Here is a 16,491-nt window from a genome sequence, read left to right as displayed (position 1 = left end):
TTCGCGGGCTCGGCGTCAATGGTGCAACGTGGCCTGGCTGGCACCGAGGCGCTTCCCGCGCATTTCTTCCACGCACTCCCGCCTGCTTCCGAGGCCCGATGACCTTTCAGCAATATCTGTCTATCGCCCTGCTTTGCAGTATGATGGCCCTCTTCATCTGGGGCCGCTTCCGCTACGACGTTACTGCAGTCATCGCCCTGTTGGCCGGCTTGGCTCTGGGGCTCGTCAGCCCCGAGAAGGCGTTCGCCGGTTTTGCCGACGATATCGTCATCATCGTCGGTTCGGCGCTCGTGCTTTCGGCTGCGGTGCAGCGGTCGGGGCTGATCGAGAAAGCCGTGGCATGGGCGGGCCGGTGGCTGGGGCGCACGGGATCGCAACTGCTGGTGCTCACGGCGTCAGTGGGCCTCGCCTCGGGGCTCATCAAGAATATCGGCGCGCTGGCGATGCTGATGCCTGCCGCCGGGCAACTCGGCCGCAAAAGCGGAACCAACCCCTCGCGTTTTCTCATGCCGATGTCGTTCGCCGCCCTGCTGGGCGGGCTGACAACGCTCGTCGGGACCTCGCCCAACATCATCGTCAGCCGGGTACGCGAGCAGATGACAGGCGAGCCGTTCGCGATGTTCGACTACCTGCCGACCGGGCTCGGCCTGCTGGCCATCGGGCTGGTCTTCCTGCGCCTGTGCTACCGCCTGCTCCCGGCCGACCGGCGCGCGGTGGCGACGATGGGCGAGGCGCTCGACATCGCCGACTACACGATCGAGGCCCGGGTCCGCGAGGATGCCCCGGTGGTGGGGAACACTGTTGCGGCTTTCCTGAGAGAGCATGACGGCGAGGTCGATGTGACGGCGGTGCTGCGTCATGGCCTCTCCGGTGAGGTTCGGCCGGACCTCGTGCTGGTGGAGGACGACGTGCTGATCCTTGCAGGCGAGCCCGATGCGCTGGAGCGCGCGGTCGCGGCGGGTGGCCTGGATCCCAGCGGCCGTGACGCGGACGACGACGGGGCCGAGAGCGAGCATACGGCGCGCGCCCGCGACGACGTGGGCGTGATCGAGGGTGTCGTCACCGCGCGCTCCGCGCTGGCGGGAAGTTCGGCAAGCCGGTTGATGCTGCGCGAGCGCATGGGGCTGCGCCTCGTCGCCATCTCGCGAGAGGGGGAGAGCCTGCGCGCCAAGCCGGCCAGCATCCTGATGCAGCCCGGCGACGTGATCGTGCTGCAAGGAGCGCTTTCCGCCATGCCGGGAAGGCTGCGGCAGCTTGGCGTACTGCCGCTGGCGCAGCGTCAGATCGCGCTGGGAGCGACGCGCAAGGGCTGGCTGGCGGTTGGAATTCTTGCCGCCGCGATGCTGGCAACGGCGACCGGGCTGGTGCCGGTGGCCGCAGCCTTTTTCGCCGGAGCGGGCCTCGTGGTCATCACCGGAGCCCTGTCTGTCGACGACGCCTACGAGGCCGTGGAATGGCCGATCCTCATCATGCTGGGGGCGCTGATCCCGGTGAGCGGGACGCTTCAATCGACCGGGGCTTCCGATGTCATGGCGACGGGGCTGGCGGCACTCGCGCGCGACATGCCGCCATGGGGCGCGGTGGCGCTGGTGCTGGCGGCGTCGATGGCGGTGACGCCGTTCCTCAACAATGCCGCGACGGTGCTGGTCATGGCGCCGATCTCGGCCGTGTTCGCCGGCGATCTCGGCTATCGGCCCGATGCGTTTCTGATGGCGACCGCGATCGGCGCGGGATGCGATTTCCTGACGCCGATCGGGCACCAGTGCAATACGCTGGTCATGGGGCCGGGGGGCTATCGTTTCGGCGACTATGCGCGGCTTGGGGCACCGCTCTCGCTGCTGGTGCTGGTGCTGGGCACGCCGCTGATCATTCACTTCTGGCCGCTGCGGTAAGTCCGCAGCGGCAAGGCCCATCGACTTTACCAGTCGAACCAGCGGCGGTTGCGCCAGCCTGTACGGCGCACTTCGGGCACGCCGTCGTGGTTGACGTCGGTGACAACGGTGCGCGGTTCATGCGCCGTCTGTCCCTGCGCCAGCACATCGGCGCGGGCTTCGGCACGGGCGGCACGCAATTCGGCGTCGCGCACGCGCGCATCCGCGTCGCGCGCGGCGATCTCGCCCCGGCGCTCGCGGGCGATGGCGTAGTAGTGGCTCCACATCTGGCTATGCGCGAAGGCCAGCGCGAGGCCGCCGATGATCGCAAGGTTCTTGAGCGCCATGACCCGCTGCATCGGGTCGCCGAACTGCGCGTGGAAGAACAGGATCGTCAGCGCGGTGAATCCGGCCAGCAGCACCGCCACCAGCCGCACCATGAACCCGGCGGCAAGGCACAGCCCCGCCAGCAGTTCGAACAGCCCGGTGGGAATGGCAAGGCCCGAGGGCAGACCGGCGGCGACGATCATCGTCTCGGTCGCGGATATGTCGGCGAGCTTGCCCGCCCCGGAAAATATGAAGATGAGGGCGATCAGAATCCGCCCGATTATCGCGGCAATCTTCGACACGGCTTTTCTCCCGGCCTGTTTTATGCCGGGAGAAGCGGGCGTGCGCGGGGTTTGTTCCCTCTCAGAGCCGGGGCAGCGTCACTCCGCGCTGGCCCATGTACTTGCCCGCGCGGTCGGCATAGCTCGTCTCACACGGTTCGTTGCCCTTGAGGAACAGGAACTGGCAGGCGCCCTCGTTGGCGTAGATCTTCGCGGGCAGGGGGGTGGTGTTCGAGAATTCGAGCGTCACGTGGCCTTCCCAGCCCGGTTCCAGCGGCGTGACGTTCACGATGATGCCGCAGCGCGCATAGGTGCTCTTGCCCAGGCAGATGACCAGAACGTCGCGTGGGACGCGGAAGTATTCGACCGTGCGGGCCAGCGCGAAGGAGTTGGGCGGGATCACGCAGACGTCGGTGGTACGGTCCACGAAGGAGTTCGCCGCAAAGTCCTTGGGATCGACCACCGCCGAATCGACGTTGGTGAAGATCTTGAACTCCGGCGCGACGCGGGCGTCGTAGCCATAGGAAGACAGGCCGTAGGAAATGCACCCGTCGCGGCGCTGCGCCTCCACGAACGGCTCGATCATGCCGTGTTCCTGGGCCTGCTGGCGGATCCACTTGTCGCTGAGGATAGACATGGCGCGGGTGTTACCCAAGCGGTGCGGGCGGGCAAGAGCCTCGTGCGGGGTTGTCCACGTGGAAAGGCGGGGATAGGCTGAGCCCCGTGACGATGCTTCCCCGCCGCTTTGCCCTGACGCTGGTTTCGCTGGCTGCTCCATTGCTCGCTTTGACCGCGTGCAATCCCGAATCGGATGCGAGCGCCGAGCCGCCGGCCGCCGCGAAGATCGACCCGAGCCCGCAGGCCAAAACCAAGGCAGCCGAACTGGCCAAGCGGGAGGACGCGCAACTCGCCTGGCTGAAGACAACACTCGACAAGCCCGAGCATGCGCAGGTCTATTCGGCCGCCATCGGCCAAGCACGCGGCCGCGCCGAACATTGCCAAGACCAGCACTGCATCAACCGCGCCCTGAAGCGCCGCGAAAGCCGTCTGAACTTTGCCGAGGGCAAGCACGCGCGTATCCCTTTCCTGCCGTTCCCGTCGGGGCAATTCGCGCGGGGAGAAGCGGGCTATTCCGGCCCCGTGCGGATCGTCCCGCTGATCGACGGCAAGGCGATGCTGGTCATCTCGCTTGCCTTCAAGGGCCGCCGGTCCTGCACGCTGGACGGCGTCATGAGCCGCGACGACGACAAGCAGACCTGGACCGTCGCCTCACTCGAAGAAGGACTGCCGATGCTGGTCTTCACCCCCAGCGGCAAGGACGCCTTCCAGCTGTCCTATGCCGAAGCCGGGCACCAGCCGCACACGGATGATTATTGCACGGCGGGCACGAGTATCGACGGACGCTATACTCTGGCGAAATGAAACGGCTTTAGTCTCCATTTAACACACGGCTGCTAAGCCCGCCGCATGACCGCACGCATCCTCGTCGTTTTCGGCACGCGCCCGGAAGCCATCAAGCTGTTCCCCGTCGTCCATGCGCTCAAGGACGATCCCCGGTTCGAGTGCGTGGTCTGCGTCTCCGCGCAACACCGCCAGATGCTCGATCAGGTGCTGGAGATCGCCGGGATCGTGCCTGATCACGACCTCGACGTGATGCAGCCCGACCAGACGCTCGACGCGCTGACGGCGAACCTGCTCACCGGGCTGGGCAAGGTGATGGACGAGGTGAAGCCAACCCGCGTGATCGTGCAGGGCGACACCGCCACCGCCATGTCGGGCGCTCTCGCGGCCTATTACCGCAAGCTGCCGGTCGATCACGTCGAGGCAGGGCTGCGCAGCTACAACATCTACCATCCGTGGCCCGAGGAGGTGAATCGCAAGATCATCGGCGCCATGGCGAGCCTGCACTTCGCGCCCACCACCACCAGCGAGGCTGCCCTGCTGCGCGAGAATGTGGCGGCCGACCGCGTCCACGTCACCGGCAATACCGTGATCGACGCGCTGCATTGGGTCACCGCCGAGATTGAGCGTAATCCCGCTCTCGCGTCAGGCCTCGCCGACCTCGAAACCCGCTTCGCAGGAAAGCGCATCATCGGTGTCACCAGCCACCGCCGCGAGAACTTCGGGGAGGGCATGGAGCAGATCGCGCAGGCCATCCGCGAAATCGCATCGCGCCCCGACACGGCGGTGATCTTCCCCGTCCACCTGAACCCCAACGTGCGCAAGGTGATGAACAAGCGTCTTTCCGGCCTCGACAACGTCGCGCTGATCGAGCCGCTCGACTACCCGCACTTCGCCCGGCTGCTGGCGATCAGCGAGATCATGCTCACCGATTCGGGCGGCGTGCAGGAGGAAGCCCCGGCCCTCGGCAAGCCGGTACTGGTGATGCGCGAGACCACCGAGCGGCCCGAAGGCGTCGAGGCGGGCACCGCGAAACTCGTCGGCACCGATGCGCGCCGGATCGTTACCGAATTATCAACCCTGCTCGACGATAAGACCGCCTACGAGGCCATGGCGCGCGCCCACAATCCATTCGGAGACGGGCAGACCTCGCGCCGCATCCTGGAGCTGCTTGCGAATGAAATCTGACAAGAGAGCTTGTCCTGCTCATTACGATGCTCCGGGACGGAGTCGATTTTGGCCCAGCGCAAGGCGCGAGGAGGGCGCAATGCCGGCACATTGTGCCCGACGAGCAACGCAGCGATGGGCCAAAAGCGGCCCGCCCCTTCGGGGTTTTGCTGGGAAGCCTGCTGGCGTCGTCATGACGCTTGCACGGGGCAACCAGCCCGGGCTGCGCGCCATTCCTAGCCAGCAGGCTTCCCAGCAAAATCACGGAGCATCGTAATGAGCAGGACAAGCTCTTCACCCTCGGTCTGCGTCGTCGGCCTCGGCTACATCGGACTTCCCACCGCCGCCGTGATCGCCCGTTCGGGCAGCAAGGTGCTGGGCCTCGACGTGTCGCAGAAGGTGGTCGACACCATCAATCGCGGCGAGATCCATATCGAGGAAGTCGATCTCGACGGTCTCGTGCAGGGTGTGGTTTCGCGCGGGCTGCTGTCGGCCTCGCTGGAGGTGGCGCCCGCCGACGTCTTCGTGATCGCGGTGCCCACGCCCTTCGAGAAGGACGAGAAGGGCGACCACGCTCCTGACATCTCGTATGTCCTTGCGGCGGGCCGCACGATCGCGCCGGTGCTCAAGGCGGGCGACGTGGTGATCCTGGAATCGACCTCGCCGGTCGGCACCACCGAGAAGATGCGCGACATGATCGCGCAGATGCGGCCGGACCTGAAGATTCCGGGCCTCACCCGCGAGACCCCGGACATCTCGATCGCCTATTGCCCCGAGCGCGTCCTGCCCGGCCGCATCCTTGAGGAACTGACCAACAACGACCGGTCGATCGGCGGCATCACCCCGCGCTGCGCGCGCAAGGCGCTGGCGTTCTACAAGCGCTTCGTGCGCGGCGAATGCGTCACCACCGACGCGCGCTCGGCCGAGATGACCAAGCTGGTCGAGAACGCCTACCGCGACGTCAACATCGCCTTCGCCAACGAACTGTCGATCGTCTCGGACCGCATGGGGCTGGACGTGTGGGAGGTGATCCGCCTCGCCAACCGCCACCCGCGCGTCAACATCCTCTCGCCGGGCCCGGGCGTCGGCGGCCACTGCATCGCGGTGGACCCCTGGTTCATCGTCCACGGCGCGCCCGAGGAAACCCCGCTGATCCGCACCGCCCGCGGCGTCAACGACGGCAAGATGCACCACGTCATCGCCAAGGCCGAAGCCCTGATCGAAGCTCATCCGGACGCACGCATCGCCTGCCTCGGCCTCGCCTTCAAGGCCAACATCGACGACTTCCGCGAGAGTCCGGCCCGCTTCGTCGCCAGCCGCATCGCGCGCAAGTTCGGGGAGCGCGTCTCGATCGTCGAGCCCTATGCCGCCGAACTGCCGATCGAGTTCACCGACACCGGCGTCACCCAGATCGACATCGACGAAGCGCTGGAGACTTGCGAGATCCTGATCGTGCTGGTGGACCACGACGTCTTCCGCGTCGTGCCGCTGGCCGAACGCGCGACCAAGCTGGTCTACGATACGCGCGGCATCTGGGCCGACCAGCCCCGCGTCGTGCGCGAGGAAGCGGCGAAGCTGGCTCTGGCGAACTGAGGCGGCCCAACCTGCGTCACCCGCGAACGAAGAAGGCCGGGGCAGCACTACGCTGCCCCGGCCTTCTTCGTTTCGCTGATGGATAAGGCCGATTCGGCGCCACCCGGCAAAATTTGCCTAGCTGTTCCAGAATCTTGCGACCAAACACTTCATCGCATTTCGTCGCTTGTGGACAGTGCGACGAACCGTGCGAGAGGGACGGTGACCGCCTGCCCCCTTCGCTATCGCAGCAAGAGTTGCGCGTTATAACTCCTGTCCATGAAATTCGTTCCCGCACTCGCTCTGGCCGCTGTCGCTCTGTTCACCCAGCCGGCCATGGCCCGTCCGCTCCAGTGCGCACCTTATGCGCGGGAACATTCGGCCATCGATCTGCACGGCAACGCTGCAACGTGGTGGGGTCAGGCCGAAGGCACGTATGCGCGCGGCAAGACCCCGATGACCGGCTCGGTCCTGGTGTTCAAGGCGACCGGCGCGATGCCGGTGGGCCACGTGGCCGTCGTCAGCAAGATCGTCGATGAGCGCCATGTGGTGCTCAACCACGCCAACTGGTCGCGCCCTGGCATGATCGAGAAGTCGGCCATGGCCGAAGACGTCTCGGCCAACGGCGACTGGAGCAGTGTTCGCGTGTGGTACGCCCCGACTCAGTCGCTGGGCCTGCGCACCAGCCCGACCTTCGGCTTCATCTACGCGCCTGGCGCCGCTGCCGCCGATCAGAAGCCCGGCCTGCCCAGCGACACCTTCCAGGCCGCTTTCGCGCAGCTTCCCTCGCAGGGCTGATCTCTATTTATCGCCGCTGTTGCCGTCCCGGACTTGATCCGGGACCGTAGACGCGTGTGCGCCCGATCCTGGGTCAAGCCCGGGACGGTACAGGATGCGAAAGCGGACGCCTCCCCTGCCGAACGCAGGAGGTACTCGGTGGCGGCCCGCTTTCGCAGCCTGATTACTTGCAGACCCTGACCTTCTTGCCGCGCTGCACCTGATAGCGGCAGGTCACCTTCTTCGCGGGCTGCTTCTTGGTAACGCCAGTCTTGCGCACGGTGGTGGTCTTCTTCACCACCGGCCTGGCGGCGGTGTGCGTATCATGCTGCGCCGTCTGCGCACCGGCCACGGACGGTGCGAAAGCGCCCAGCGCAAGGGCGGCGAGGATGGTCATGCTGGTCTTGTTCACGGGTAGTCCCTGTTCTCGGATCGGCCGAATGGGCCAAGGGCGTCGCACCCGCCTTGGGACGGTGAAGACACCTGCGCGCCTGAAGTTCAGGTGAACGGGAGCGGAATTTACAAGAACTTACGTAGCATTACAGGCCGTGCAGGTCGGTCATTTGGCCGGGTCTATAAGCGCCAGCCTGCGGACCGACCGCGCGGTCTGCACCACGAACACGCCGATCAGGATCACGCCCACGCCGCCGACGAACCAGTCGAAAACGGTCATCGCCTCCATGTCGCGCTGCTTGTCGCCGAGGATCAGCATCGCGAACGTCAGGGAGATGAGGATCAGGCGCAGTTCGGTCGGCCCGGCGTTGAGGTACGACAGCCGCAACTCGCCCAGCACCCGCACCGCCAGGAAGGCGTGAATGCACAGCAGCAGGTAGCCGACCATGGCGATCAGCGAGACTTCCAGCCGCACATAGGGGCTCACGCCGATGCCGAGCAGGATCAGGAAAGTCGCGATACCGTCGCAACTGTGGTCGAGGAAATAGCCGTAGCGGGGCCGCTCGATATGGCGAAAGCGGGCGAGGCTGCCGTCCATCGAATCGCCAAACCAGTGCAGCAGGTAACCCGGCATGCACAGCCACAGCCAGTCCTCGTCGAGCAGGCTGGTGGCGTATCCGGCGAAGATCAGGACCGCGCCGACCATGCCCAGCGCCGTCAGCAGGTCGGGCTTCACCCAGGCCGGCATGCGTGCGCAGAGCCAGTTGAGCAGCCGCCGCTCCCCGATGGCAAGGAAGTTGCCCTGAATACGGACGGGGGGCGCAATACGATTTTCCTGCATGGGCCCTTATTGTGACAAGCGGATGGCTTGGCAAGGTAAACCGCCGCCGTGATGGGCCATTCCGTCGCGTCTGACGGTTATTCCCCCATCAAATGCACCGCGATCTCCCGGCAATGCGGTCGGCGCCGGTGTTCGGCCAGATAGATGCCCTGCCAGGTGCCCAGCGCCATGCGTCCGTCGATCACCGGGATCTGCAGGTTCACGCCCGTCAGCGTCGCCTTGAGATGCGCAGGCATGTCGTCCGGCCCCTCGTCGTCATGGGCATAGTGCGCACCCTCGGGCGCCAGCCGGTCGAGCCAAGCGGCGATGTCCACCCGCACCTCGCGCGCGGCGTTCTCCTGGATCAGCAGCGAGGCCGAGGTGTGGCGGCACAGCAGCGTCAACAGACCCTCCTCGATGCCGGTCTGCGCCAGCCACTCGGCCATCGCCCGTGTGATTTCGGTGAACCCGCGGCCCGGCGTATCGATGGAAAGGATGGTCGAGGCTTGTCGCATTGCGCCACGGTGCCCGCTTGCGACGCCGCTTTCAACCACGGCGCGAAAGGAAGAGGACATCCATGGACACGCAGTTCTGCAAGGTGGCGACGGACGGCCGCGTCATGACCATCACCATCGACCGCCCCGAGATGCGCAACGCCCTTCACGCCGAGGCGCATTTCGAACTGTCCGGGGTGTTCGACCGCTTCGAAGCCGACCCGGCACTCTGGGTCGCGATCCTGACGGCCTCGGGCGACAAGGCGTTCTCGGCGGGCGCGGACTTGCGCACGCCGTCGAACAAGGACGATCCGCGTGCCTTCAGGGGCATGCCGGTGCCCGAGACCGGCTTTGCGGGCCTGACCTGGCGCTTCGCCCGGCGCAAGCCGGTGATCGCGGCGGTCAACGGCCTGGCGCTGGGCGGCGGGTTCGAGGCGGCGCTGGCCTGCGACGTGATCGTCGCGGCCGAGAGCGCCGCCTTCGGTCTCACCGAACCCCGGGTGGGGCTGGCGGCGCTGGGCGGCGGCATCCAGCGCATCGTGCAGGAACTCGGCCCCAAGCGCGCCCACGCCATGCTGCTGACCGCAAGGCGCATCACCGCCGCACAGGCGCACGATTGGGGGTTGGTGGCCGAAGTCGTGCCCGCAGAGCAGCTGCTCGAGTGTGCCCGGCGCTGGGCGGAGGAGATCGCCGCCTGCTCGCCCGCGGCGATCGTCGCGACCAGGGCGGTGATCGGGTCCTATTATGCACTCGGCATGGAAGGTTCCAACCGCGAGATGTTCGCATTGCCCGAAGTCCGCGCCATGCTGACGGGGCCGGACGCGCGCGAAGGCGGCAAGGCCTTGTTCGAAAAGCGAACTCCGGCCTGGGCCGAGCCACAGTAATACCCAGGTCGCACGGCAGTAGGAATTAACTTCGATTAAAGGTGCCTGTGGCAAAGATCATCGAAAGAGTGCCCCGCCCGAGGGAATGACATGCGGCACGGATCGAGGATCATCACTGCAGCACTTCCCGTCCTGTTCCTTGCAGGGCACGCCGGCTCGCTCCTGCTAGCCGGAAGCGCGGGCACGTCGGCCTCGTTCGCATGGCTGATCGCCGCTCCGGTCCTCGCGGGTCTGGCCTGCCTGTATCGCGGCTGGAAGGACGGTTTCGAGGGCTGGCTACCCGCAGGCGCGGCGATGCTGTGCTGGGCAGGCGGCATGACATCGACGATGTTCGCCACGCTGTTCCTCGACATCGTGCGCGAAGACCGGCTGAGCATGCTGCTATACGTGCTCTACGGCGTGCCGCTGATCTTCGCGCTGGCCAGCCCTGCGGACGAGAAGTGGCAGGTCCGCCTGGTCGATGCCGCGCTGGCGACGGCGCTGGGTTATCTCTACTACATCCACGTCGGCAAGCTGATCTCGCAGTCCCGCACCCCGTTCGAGACGGTCGATGCGCTGCAGCTGATGTTCGACATCGAGAACCTGTTCATCGCAGCTTTCGCGACGATCCGCTTCCTCGTGCGCACCCGGCAGCGGGCGCCGTTCTTCCGCGCGATGACGGTCTATGCCGTGGTCTACATGCTCTGCGCGGGCTACATCAATCACTACCAGTCCGCGACGGCGTACGGCGGCTGGTCCGACCTCCTCGTCGACCTGCCGTTCATGGTGCTTGCCTGGCATGCCGTCGGCGAGCCCTACCGGCAGGGACTGGGGGCAGCCGGAGGCGCACGCGCGCCCAGGATCGTGCGCGCCGGAGGGCCGCTGCTGATCCCCGCGACACTGCTGACCGTATCGGTGCTGCTGGTATCCTACGACCCGATAATCGCGATCAGCGGCTGCGTCGCGGCTTCGCTCGGCTATGGTCTGCGCACGATGCTGGTGCAACTGCGCAACTTCGAGGAGCAGGACGAACTCGCCCGCCTCTCGCACGTCGATGCGCTGACCGGCATCGCCAACCGCCGCCGCTTCGACGAGGTGCTGGCCCGCGAATGGGCACGGCGCCGGGAAAGCCCCGAGCCGCTGGCCCTGCTGATGGTGGACATCGACCATTTCAAGCAGCTCAACGACCAGTTCGGCCACGCTGTGGGCGACCAGCACTTGCGCACCGTGGCGGCCGTCCTGTCCGGCTGCGCGCGGCGTGACAGCGACCTCGTCGCGCGCTACGGCGGCGAGGAATTCGCCGCGATCCTCACCGGCATCGACCCGCAGGACGCCGGCATGATCGCCGAACGCATGCGGGCATCGGTGGAAGCGCTCGGCCTGCCATCCGGGACGGGCGAGGGCGTCGTCACGATCAGCATCGGCGTCGCCTGCACCCAGGCGCTCGACACCGAGGTCGCCGTATTCGTCTCCGCTGCCGATACGGCGCTCTATGACGCCAAGCACAGCGGTCGCAACCGCGTGGCCCGCCGTAGCGCCGTGCGCCTGCGCGCCGTCGATACGCCTCCGGTCTCCACCACCGGCGGCCGAGCGGCCTGAAGCGCCTTCGCGTCGACGCTCGATAACTTATCCCTGGGGCCAGGCCGGAATCATTGACCCCAAACGCCGATTGCGCCCATCTCCGGCGCGAACGCGGTGTCGACGGAGGACGTGGAATTGGATCGGTGGCAAGCCATGAGGATTTTCGTCCGGGTGGCAGAGACCGCAAGCTTCGCCGAGGCGGCAAGGCAAATGCACCTGAGCCCGCCGGCCGTCACGCGCGCGATATCCTTTCTGGAAGACGAGATCGGCGTGCGGCTGCTTGCCCGCACCACCCGGTCGGTGAAGATGACCGAGGCCGGGCAACGCTATTTCGACGACTGCCGGCGCATCCTGGCCGATATCGCGGAGGCAGAGGCTTCGGCGGCGGGATCGCACGGCAACCCCGCCGGCACGCTCGTCGTCACCGCGCCGGTCATGTTCGGGCAGATGCACGTGCTTCCCGTCCTGCTGGAATATCTCGATCTCTACCCGCGCGTGACCGGCAGAAGCCTGTTCCTCGACCGCAGCGTGAACATCATCGAGGAAGGAATCGATGTGGCGATCAGGATCGGCAATCTGCCGCCGTCGGGCCTGACCGCCACGCGCGTGGGCTGGGTGCGCCGCGTAATCTGCGGCGCGCCGTCCTATTTTGCCGAGCACGGCGTGCCCCGATCCCCCGCCGATCTTGCCGAGCACCGCGTCATCATGCCGACCGGCGCCTGGGTTTCGCCCGAGTGGCATTTCGGCCCGGATTCGCGCACCAGCGTCACCGTTCACCCGCGCCTGCTGTGCAACACCAACCAGGCCGCCATAGCCGCAGCCGAACAGGGCTGGGGCATCACCCGCGTGCTGTCCTACCAGATCGATCCGGCACTGGCGCAGGGCCGTCTCCAGTCCGTGCTCGACGATCATGCGGAAAGCCCGATGCCGATACACGTGGTCCATGGCGAGGGCCGACGCGCGACCGCCAAAGTACGCGCGTTCGTCGATCTCGCCGTTGAAACGCTGCGAAACAATCCCCTTCTTCAATAGCGGCCATCGCGCGATAATTCCATTTATCGGAACAATGACTTTCAAAATTGCCGAATTATCGCTTCGATCAGTAAGAATTATATCTCCCTCCAGAAGCTGACGCAGATCGCTCAGCGGTTTCGACGAGGGTGGAAAAAATGACCAAGCAACTGATCCTGTCCCTGATGCTGGCGGGCGCGGCCATCGCCGCTCCTAGCGGTGCAATGGCGGCAACTACGCAGCAGATCACCGCGTCCAGCACGGCGCCGGCGACCGTTCACTACCGCACCGCGACCATCGAGGGCGTGAAGATGGCCTACCGCGAAGCCGGCCCGGCCGATGGCCCGGTGGTGCTGTTGCTGCACGGCTTTCCCACGTCCTCGCACATGTTCCGCAACCTGATCCCGTCGCTGGCGGATCGCTATCACGTGATCGCCCCTGACTATCCCGGCTTCGGCGAGAGCGATGCGCCCGATCACAAGCAGTTCGCTTACAGCTTCGCGCACTATGCCGACATGGTCGATGCGCTGATGGGCCAGATCGGTGCCCAGCGCTATGCGATGTACGTCATGGATTACGGCGCGCCCGTGGGCTACCGGCTGGCGCTCAAGCACCCCGAGCGGGTGAGCGGGCTGATCGTCCAGAACGGCAACGCCTATGACGAAGGGCTCGGCGCGTTCTGGGACCCGATCAAGACCTACTGGAAGAGCGGATCGGCCAAGGATCGCGCGGCGCAGGCCTGGCTGGTGACGCCGAAGGCGACCAAGTTCCAGTACACCGACGGCGTCCGTGACGTATCGCGGATCAGCCCGGACAACTGGGTCCACGACCAGGCGCTGCTCGACCGGCCGGGCAACAGCGAGATCCAGCTCGACCTGTTCTACGACTATCGCACCAATGTGCCGCTCTACCCGCAGTTCCAGCAGTTCTTCCGCGAGCGCAAGCCGCCGACGATCATCCTGTGGGGCAAGAACGACACGATCTTCCCCGAGCCCGGCGCGCACCCGTATCTGCGGGATCTGCCCGAGGCCGAACTCCACATCCTCGATACCGGGCATTTCGCGCTCGAGGACAAGCTGGACGAGATGGCGCCGCTGATCCGGGATTTCCTCGATCGCAAGGTCGCGCCGCGCTGAACGAGGGCGGGGGCAGTCGCGAACTGCCCCCGCCTCAAATCGGAAGATACGCCATGTCTTACGGATTTCTCGATATCGCCATGACCCCCAGCGTCCGCGCGGCGCAGGCGGAGATGGGCGCGGACAGGCAGTGGGCCGATTTCGAGGGGAACCGCGAATTCGACCGGTTCACCGCGAACGAGGCCGCCTTCATCGCCGCGCGCGACAGCTTCTACATAGGGTCCGTCTCGGAAGACGGCTGACCTTATGTCCAGCACCGCGGCGGCCCCGCCGGGTTCCTCAAGATGGTCGACGAGCGCACGCTGGCCTTCGCCGACTATCGCGGCAACCGCCAGTACATCAGCACCGGCAATCTGGCCGCGAACGACCGGGCCTCGCTGTTCCTGATGGACTATCCGCGCCGCATGCGGCTCAAGATCTATGCCCATGTCGACAAGCTGTCGCTTGACGAGGACCCGGCACTGACCGAACGCGTCATGGACAAGGGCTACAAGGCGCGGCCCGAGCGCATCTTCCGGTTCCGGCTGAAGGCGTTCGACTGGAATTGCCCCCAGCACATCACCCCCCGCTTCACCGAGCGGGAGATCGAACAGGCGGTGCGCCCGCTGCACGAGCGAATGGCCGAACTGGAAACGGAGAACGCAGCCCTGCGCCTCCGGCTCGAAAAACGAGGAGAAGCATGATGGAAAGTCCGCGCCCGCCTTTGCCGCCCTTCACGCTGGAGACGGCGGCCGAGAAGGTCCGCCTTGCCGAGGATGGCTGGAACAGCCGTGATCCCGAAAAGGTCGCGCTGGCTTATACGCCGGACAGCCAGTGGCGCAATCGCGGCGAATTCCTGAACGGCCGCCCCGCCATCATCGCGTTCCTGACGCGCAAGTGGCAGCGGGAGCTGGATTACCGGCTGATCAAGGAGCTGTGGGCCTTTCGGGACAACCGCATCGCCGTGCGCTTCGCATACGAATGGCATGACGACAGCGGCAACTGGTTCCGCTCGTATGGCAACGAGAACTGGGAATTCGACGAAACCGGGCTGATGCAAAGGCGCCTTGCCTGCATCAACGACACGCCGATCGCAGTGGAAGACCGGCGCTTTCACTGGCCCCTGGGCCGGCGTCCCGACGCACATACGGGTCTTGGCGATCTCGGATTTTAGAGGGTGACGGCATCGGGGCCAGTCACCGGATCGTCGGTCCGGATGACGGGACGTCGGTGGCAGGCGGCGGTGTTGGGCTGCAATCCCTTGCCATCATCCGCCCGCGAGCCCGCCGGCGAAGCCCGCGGCTCATCTCGAGGATGCTACGTCCAGAACCGCTTGGCGCCGATCAGGCTGTCATGATGGGCGGCGGCCTGCTCCAGCAGGGCTGCCTTTGCCTTCGGGTCGCCCGCGCGTCCATCCGCATCCCCGCCGGTGATGCCGAGCCGCCGCAGCGTTTCTGACGCCGCGGACAGGTCGTTGAGGTCGCCGAGGCTGTCCTGCAGGTCTTCGAGGGCCGACAGGAAGCGCTTGAACCCCCGGCGATCGCGTTTGCGGTCGTACAATGCAGCGAAGAACTCCGTGGCGTAGCGCAGCTTCTTGGCCGATTTGCGCAGTTCGTGGCGGCTCTCGTCGTCCAGCGCCTCAAGTCCGTGGCCCTGCCGCTTTACCTTCTTGCGCAGTTTGCGCAGGGTCCTCGCCGCGAAGCCGGGCACCGGTGTCGCCGCGACCTCGGCGTTGGTGTCATCGCGCAGCCACTCGCCCATGCTCAGCCATTCTACGAGATCGATCATGAGCCCTCGCGCCCGCGCCGATTGCAGGGCGATGCCCACCGCGTCGTAGGCCGCGGCCCGGGCTTCCAGCAATTGCGTCCTGATCGCACTCTGCCCGGTCCGCTTGAGCAGCACGTCGATGTCGCGTGCCTTCCCGAGTTCGGCCGCCAGCCAGCGCAGTTCCGTGTTCAGCCTCGGCACGGTACGATCGACGAACACGCTCTTGTGGATGGTGAGCGCGGACCGCAGCCGCCGGATCGCCACGCGGGCCTGATGGAGCGCTGAGGCATCCCGGTGATCCAGCACGAGCGGGAGGTTGAGGCGATAGTGGTGCAGGCAGGCGAAGCCGATGGCCTGAAGCGCACTGGCCACCGTCATGCTTTCGTCCAGCGCCACGCGGTGCGCCTTGGTGGCGGTCAGTGCGGGGCCGAGAAGCCGGTAACCGCGTTCCGCCTTGCTCATCACGCCAAGCTGGACCGGAGCCACCGCGTCGATTTTCCGGGCAAGCGCGAAGATCGCGGCCGGATCGCCGCTCTTGTGCTCCAGCTCGACCTCTGCGAACGACGTCTTGCGATCTCCGGCGATCACGCGGCCGTCGTCGAGCGAAATCTCGATGCCGCCGTCCATCCACTGGCGGCGTTCGTTCTCGACGGCGAAAACAGGCGCGATCGCTTCGGTGCCGGTGCCGATCAGGGCGCGGACCGGGCTGGTATGATCGAGCACGGGCTGGTCGTCCGCGACTTCGAATTCCCATTCCGGCCGAACGAACAGGCCCGCGGTGGCGCCGGAAGCCTTGACCGTCTGGACCCGGCGGTCGCCTTCCCGGCGGATGCGCAGCGACAGCGCGCCGCGCAGCAGGCTCTGGTCGGGCGTGTCGAAGTAGATGGCGCGCTGTGACACGGCGCCCGGCGCAGCAGCCAGCAGCTCCGACGCGCCGAGGGCATCCATGCCCGCCGCATCCAGCTCCAGCTTCAGTTCCATTTCCATGCCTCTGGACGGCTTGGGGGTCATCGGTTCGCCTCTTGTCCTGCCTTATCGGTGACCAACGGGC

The 16,491-nt window shown here is 66.3% G+C and carries 16 protein-coding genes and 1 pseudogene; 11 read left to right on the top strand and 6 right to left on the bottom strand.

What is annotated here, in order from left to right:
- Window positions 1-98 precede the first annotated feature (98 nt).
- Window positions 99-1,892: an SLC13 family permease gene (locus BES08_RS10800; protein WP_008829694.1), complete on the top strand. Its 1,794-nt coding sequence runs from the start codon at window positions 99-101 to the stop codon at window positions 1,890-1,892.
- A 26-nt stretch (window positions 1,893-1,918) separates the two neighbouring features.
- Here the strand turns inward: BES08_RS10800 and BES08_RS10795 are convergent, their stop codons facing one another.
- Together BES08_RS10795 and dcd are read right to left on the bottom strand one after the other, a co-directional pair.
- Window positions 1,919-2,500 carry a DoxX family protein gene (locus tag BES08_RS10795; protein WP_036526938.1) on the bottom strand — a complete coding sequence of 194 codons (582 nt, stop codon included), beginning with the start codon at window positions 2,498-2,500 and terminating at the stop codon, window positions 1,919-1,921.
- Window positions 2,501-2,561: 61 nt separating this feature from the next.
- On the bottom strand, window positions 2,562-3,116 hold the full coding sequence (gene dcd, locus BES08_RS10790) for a dCTP deaminase (RefSeq protein ID WP_008831254.1): 555 nt from the start codon (window positions 3,114-3,116) through the stop codon (window positions 2,562-2,564).
- A gap of 86 nt (window positions 3,117-3,202) precedes the next feature.
- Between dcd and BES08_RS10785 the strand changes: the two genes are divergently transcribed.
- The 4 genes from BES08_RS10785 to BES08_RS10770 all read left to right on the top strand — a co-directional run bounded on the left by BES08_RS10785 (window position 3,203) and on the right by BES08_RS10770 (window position 7,417).
- The gene (locus BES08_RS10785) at window positions 3,203-3,901 is read left to right on the top strand and encodes a hypothetical protein (RefSeq protein WP_036526939.1); all 699 of its coding nucleotides are present in this window, start codon (window positions 3,203-3,205) and stop codon (window positions 3,899-3,901) included.
- 45 nt (window positions 3,902-3,946) lie between these two features.
- Entirely contained in the window at window positions 3,947-5,068 is a 1,122-nt protein-coding gene (wecB, locus tag BES08_RS10780) for a non-hydrolyzing UDP-N-acetylglucosamine 2-epimerase (RefSeq protein ID WP_069708251.1), read from the top strand.
- Window positions 5,069-5,323: 255 nt separating this feature from the next.
- Complete coding sequence (wecC, locus tag BES08_RS10775) at window positions 5,324-6,640, top strand: UDP-N-acetyl-D-mannosamine dehydrogenase (protein ID WP_069708250.1); 1,317 nt, start codon at window positions 5,324-5,326, stop codon at window positions 6,638-6,640.
- Between the two features lie 258 nt (window positions 6,641-6,898).
- Complete coding sequence (locus tag BES08_RS10770; protein WP_008831250.1) at window positions 6,899-7,417, top strand: CHAP domain-containing protein; 519 nt, start codon at window positions 6,899-6,901, stop codon at window positions 7,415-7,417.
- A gap of 163 nt (window positions 7,418-7,580) precedes the next feature.
- On the opposite strand, the gene BES08_RS10765 is transcribed toward BES08_RS10770, so the two are convergent.
- The 3 genes from BES08_RS10765 to BES08_RS10755 all read right to left on the bottom strand — a co-directional run bounded on the left by BES08_RS10765 (window position 7,581) and on the right by BES08_RS10755 (window position 9,124).
- Complete coding sequence (locus tag BES08_RS10765) at window positions 7,581-7,808, bottom strand: hypothetical protein (protein ID WP_008831249.1); 228 nt, start codon at window positions 7,806-7,808, stop codon at window positions 7,581-7,583.
- Between the two features lie 147 nt (window positions 7,809-7,955).
- The gene (locus tag BES08_RS10760; RefSeq protein ID WP_008831248.1) at window positions 7,956-8,630 is read right to left on the bottom strand and encodes a CDP-alcohol phosphatidyltransferase family protein; all 675 of its coding nucleotides are present in this window, start codon (window positions 8,628-8,630) and stop codon (window positions 7,956-7,958) included.
- 77 nt (window positions 8,631-8,707) lie between these two features.
- On the bottom strand, window positions 8,708-9,124 hold the full coding sequence (locus BES08_RS10755) for a secondary thiamine-phosphate synthase enzyme YjbQ (RefSeq protein ID WP_036526972.1): 417 nt from the start codon (window positions 9,122-9,124) through the stop codon (window positions 8,708-8,710).
- A 62-nt stretch (window positions 9,125-9,186) separates the two neighbouring features.
- Here BES08_RS10755 and BES08_RS10750 point away from each other — a divergent pair, with 62 nt between their 5' ends.
- From BES08_RS10750 to BES08_RS10725, 6 genes and pseudogenes are all read left to right on the top strand, one after another.
- Window positions 9,187-9,987 carry an enoyl-CoA hydratase-related protein gene (locus BES08_RS10750; RefSeq protein WP_069708249.1) on the top strand — a complete coding sequence of 267 codons (801 nt, stop codon included), beginning with the start codon at window positions 9,187-9,189 and terminating at the stop codon, window positions 9,985-9,987.
- Between the two features lie 90 nt (window positions 9,988-10,077).
- Window positions 10,078-11,565 carry a GGDEF domain-containing protein gene (locus BES08_RS10745; RefSeq protein WP_069708248.1) on the top strand — a complete coding sequence of 496 codons (1,488 nt, stop codon included), beginning with the start codon at window positions 10,078-10,080 and terminating at the stop codon, window positions 11,563-11,565.
- 135 nt (window positions 11,566-11,700) lie between these two features.
- Window positions 11,701-12,579, top strand: coding sequence for a LysR family transcriptional regulator (locus tag BES08_RS10740; RefSeq protein ID WP_338043837.1), 879 nt, complete (start codon window positions 11,701-11,703; stop codon window positions 12,577-12,579).
- Between the two features lie 137 nt (window positions 12,580-12,716).
- Window positions 12,717-13,694: an alpha/beta fold hydrolase gene (locus tag BES08_RS10735; RefSeq protein WP_069708247.1), complete on the top strand. Its 978-nt coding sequence runs from the start codon at window positions 12,717-12,719 to the stop codon at window positions 13,692-13,694.
- Window positions 13,695-13,747: 53 nt separating this feature from the next.
- A pseudogene (locus BES08_RS10730) lies at window positions 13,748-14,377 on the top strand (pyridoxamine 5'-phosphate oxidase family protein).
- A complete protein-coding gene (locus BES08_RS10725) occupies window positions 14,377-14,847 on the top strand; it encodes a nuclear transport factor 2 family protein (protein WP_008831034.1) in 471 nt (156 codons plus the stop codon). Before BES08_RS10730 ends, BES08_RS10725 begins: the two are co-directional and overlap by 1 nt.
- A gap of 143 nt (window positions 14,848-14,990) precedes the next feature.
- Here the strand turns inward: BES08_RS10725 and BES08_RS10720 are convergent, their stop codons facing one another.
- Window positions 14,991-16,451: a CYTH and CHAD domain-containing protein gene (locus BES08_RS10720; protein WP_231957947.1), complete on the bottom strand. Its 1,461-nt coding sequence runs from the start codon at window positions 16,449-16,451 to the stop codon at window positions 14,991-14,993.
- Window positions 16,452-16,491 lie beyond the last annotated feature (40 nt).

Source organism: Novosphingobium resinovorum, from assembly GCF_001742225.1.
GTDB lineage: Bacteria > Pseudomonadota > Alphaproteobacteria > Sphingomonadales > Sphingomonadaceae > Novosphingobium > Novosphingobium resinovorum_A.
The sequence above is the reverse complement of the archived record's forward strand: the minus strand, read 5'-3'. Positions and strand labels throughout refer to the sequence as shown.

What these genes read in the sequence shown, in the direction of transcription:
- dcd (WP_008831254.1), bottom strand. Translation starts at nt 3,116, where the DNA reads ATGTCTATCCTCAGCGACAAGTGGATCCGCCAGCAGGCCCAGGAACAC.
- BES08_RS10740 (WP_338043837.1), top strand. Translation starts at nt 11,701, where the DNA reads ATGAGGATTTTCGTCCGGGTGGCAGAGACCGCAAGCTTCGCCGAGGCG.
- BES08_RS10720 (WP_231957947.1), bottom strand. Translation starts at nt 16,451, where the DNA reads ATGACCCCCAAGCCGTCCAGAGGCATGGAAATGGAACTGAAGCTGGAG.
- BES08_RS10770 (WP_008831250.1), top strand. Translation starts at nt 6,899, where the DNA reads ATGAAATTCGTTCCCGCACTCGCTCTGGCCGCTGTCGCTCTGTTCACC.
- wecB (WP_069708251.1), top strand. Translation starts at nt 3,947, where the DNA reads ATGACCGCACGCATCCTCGTCGTTTTCGGCACGCGCCCGGAAGCCATC.
- BES08_RS10760 (WP_008831248.1), bottom strand. Translation starts at nt 8,630, where the DNA reads ATGCAGGAAAATCGTATTGCGCCCCCCGTCCGTATTCAGGGCAACTTC.
- BES08_RS10745 (WP_069708248.1), top strand. Translation starts at nt 10,078, where the DNA reads ATGCGGCACGGATCGAGGATCATCACTGCAGCACTTCCCGTCCTGTTC.
- BES08_RS10735 (WP_069708247.1), top strand. Translation starts at nt 12,717, where the DNA reads ATGACCAAGCAACTGATCCTGTCCCTGATGCTGGCGGGCGCGGCCATC.
- BES08_RS10755 (WP_036526972.1), bottom strand. Translation starts at nt 9,124, where the DNA reads ATGCGACAAGCCTCGACCATCCTTTCCATCGATACGCCGGGCCGCGGG.
- BES08_RS10750 (WP_069708249.1), top strand. Translation starts at nt 9,187, where the DNA reads ATGGACACGCAGTTCTGCAAGGTGGCGACGGACGGCCGCGTCATGACC.
- BES08_RS10725 (WP_008831034.1), top strand. Translation starts at nt 14,377, where the DNA reads ATGGAAAGTCCGCGCCCGCCTTTGCCGCCCTTCACGCTGGAGACGGCG.
- wecC (WP_069708250.1), top strand. Translation starts at nt 5,324, where the DNA reads ATGAGCAGGACAAGCTCTTCACCCTCGGTCTGCGTCGTCGGCCTCGGC.
- BES08_RS10800 (WP_008829694.1), top strand. Translation starts at nt 99, where the DNA reads ATGACCTTTCAGCAATATCTGTCTATCGCCCTGCTTTGCAGTATGATG.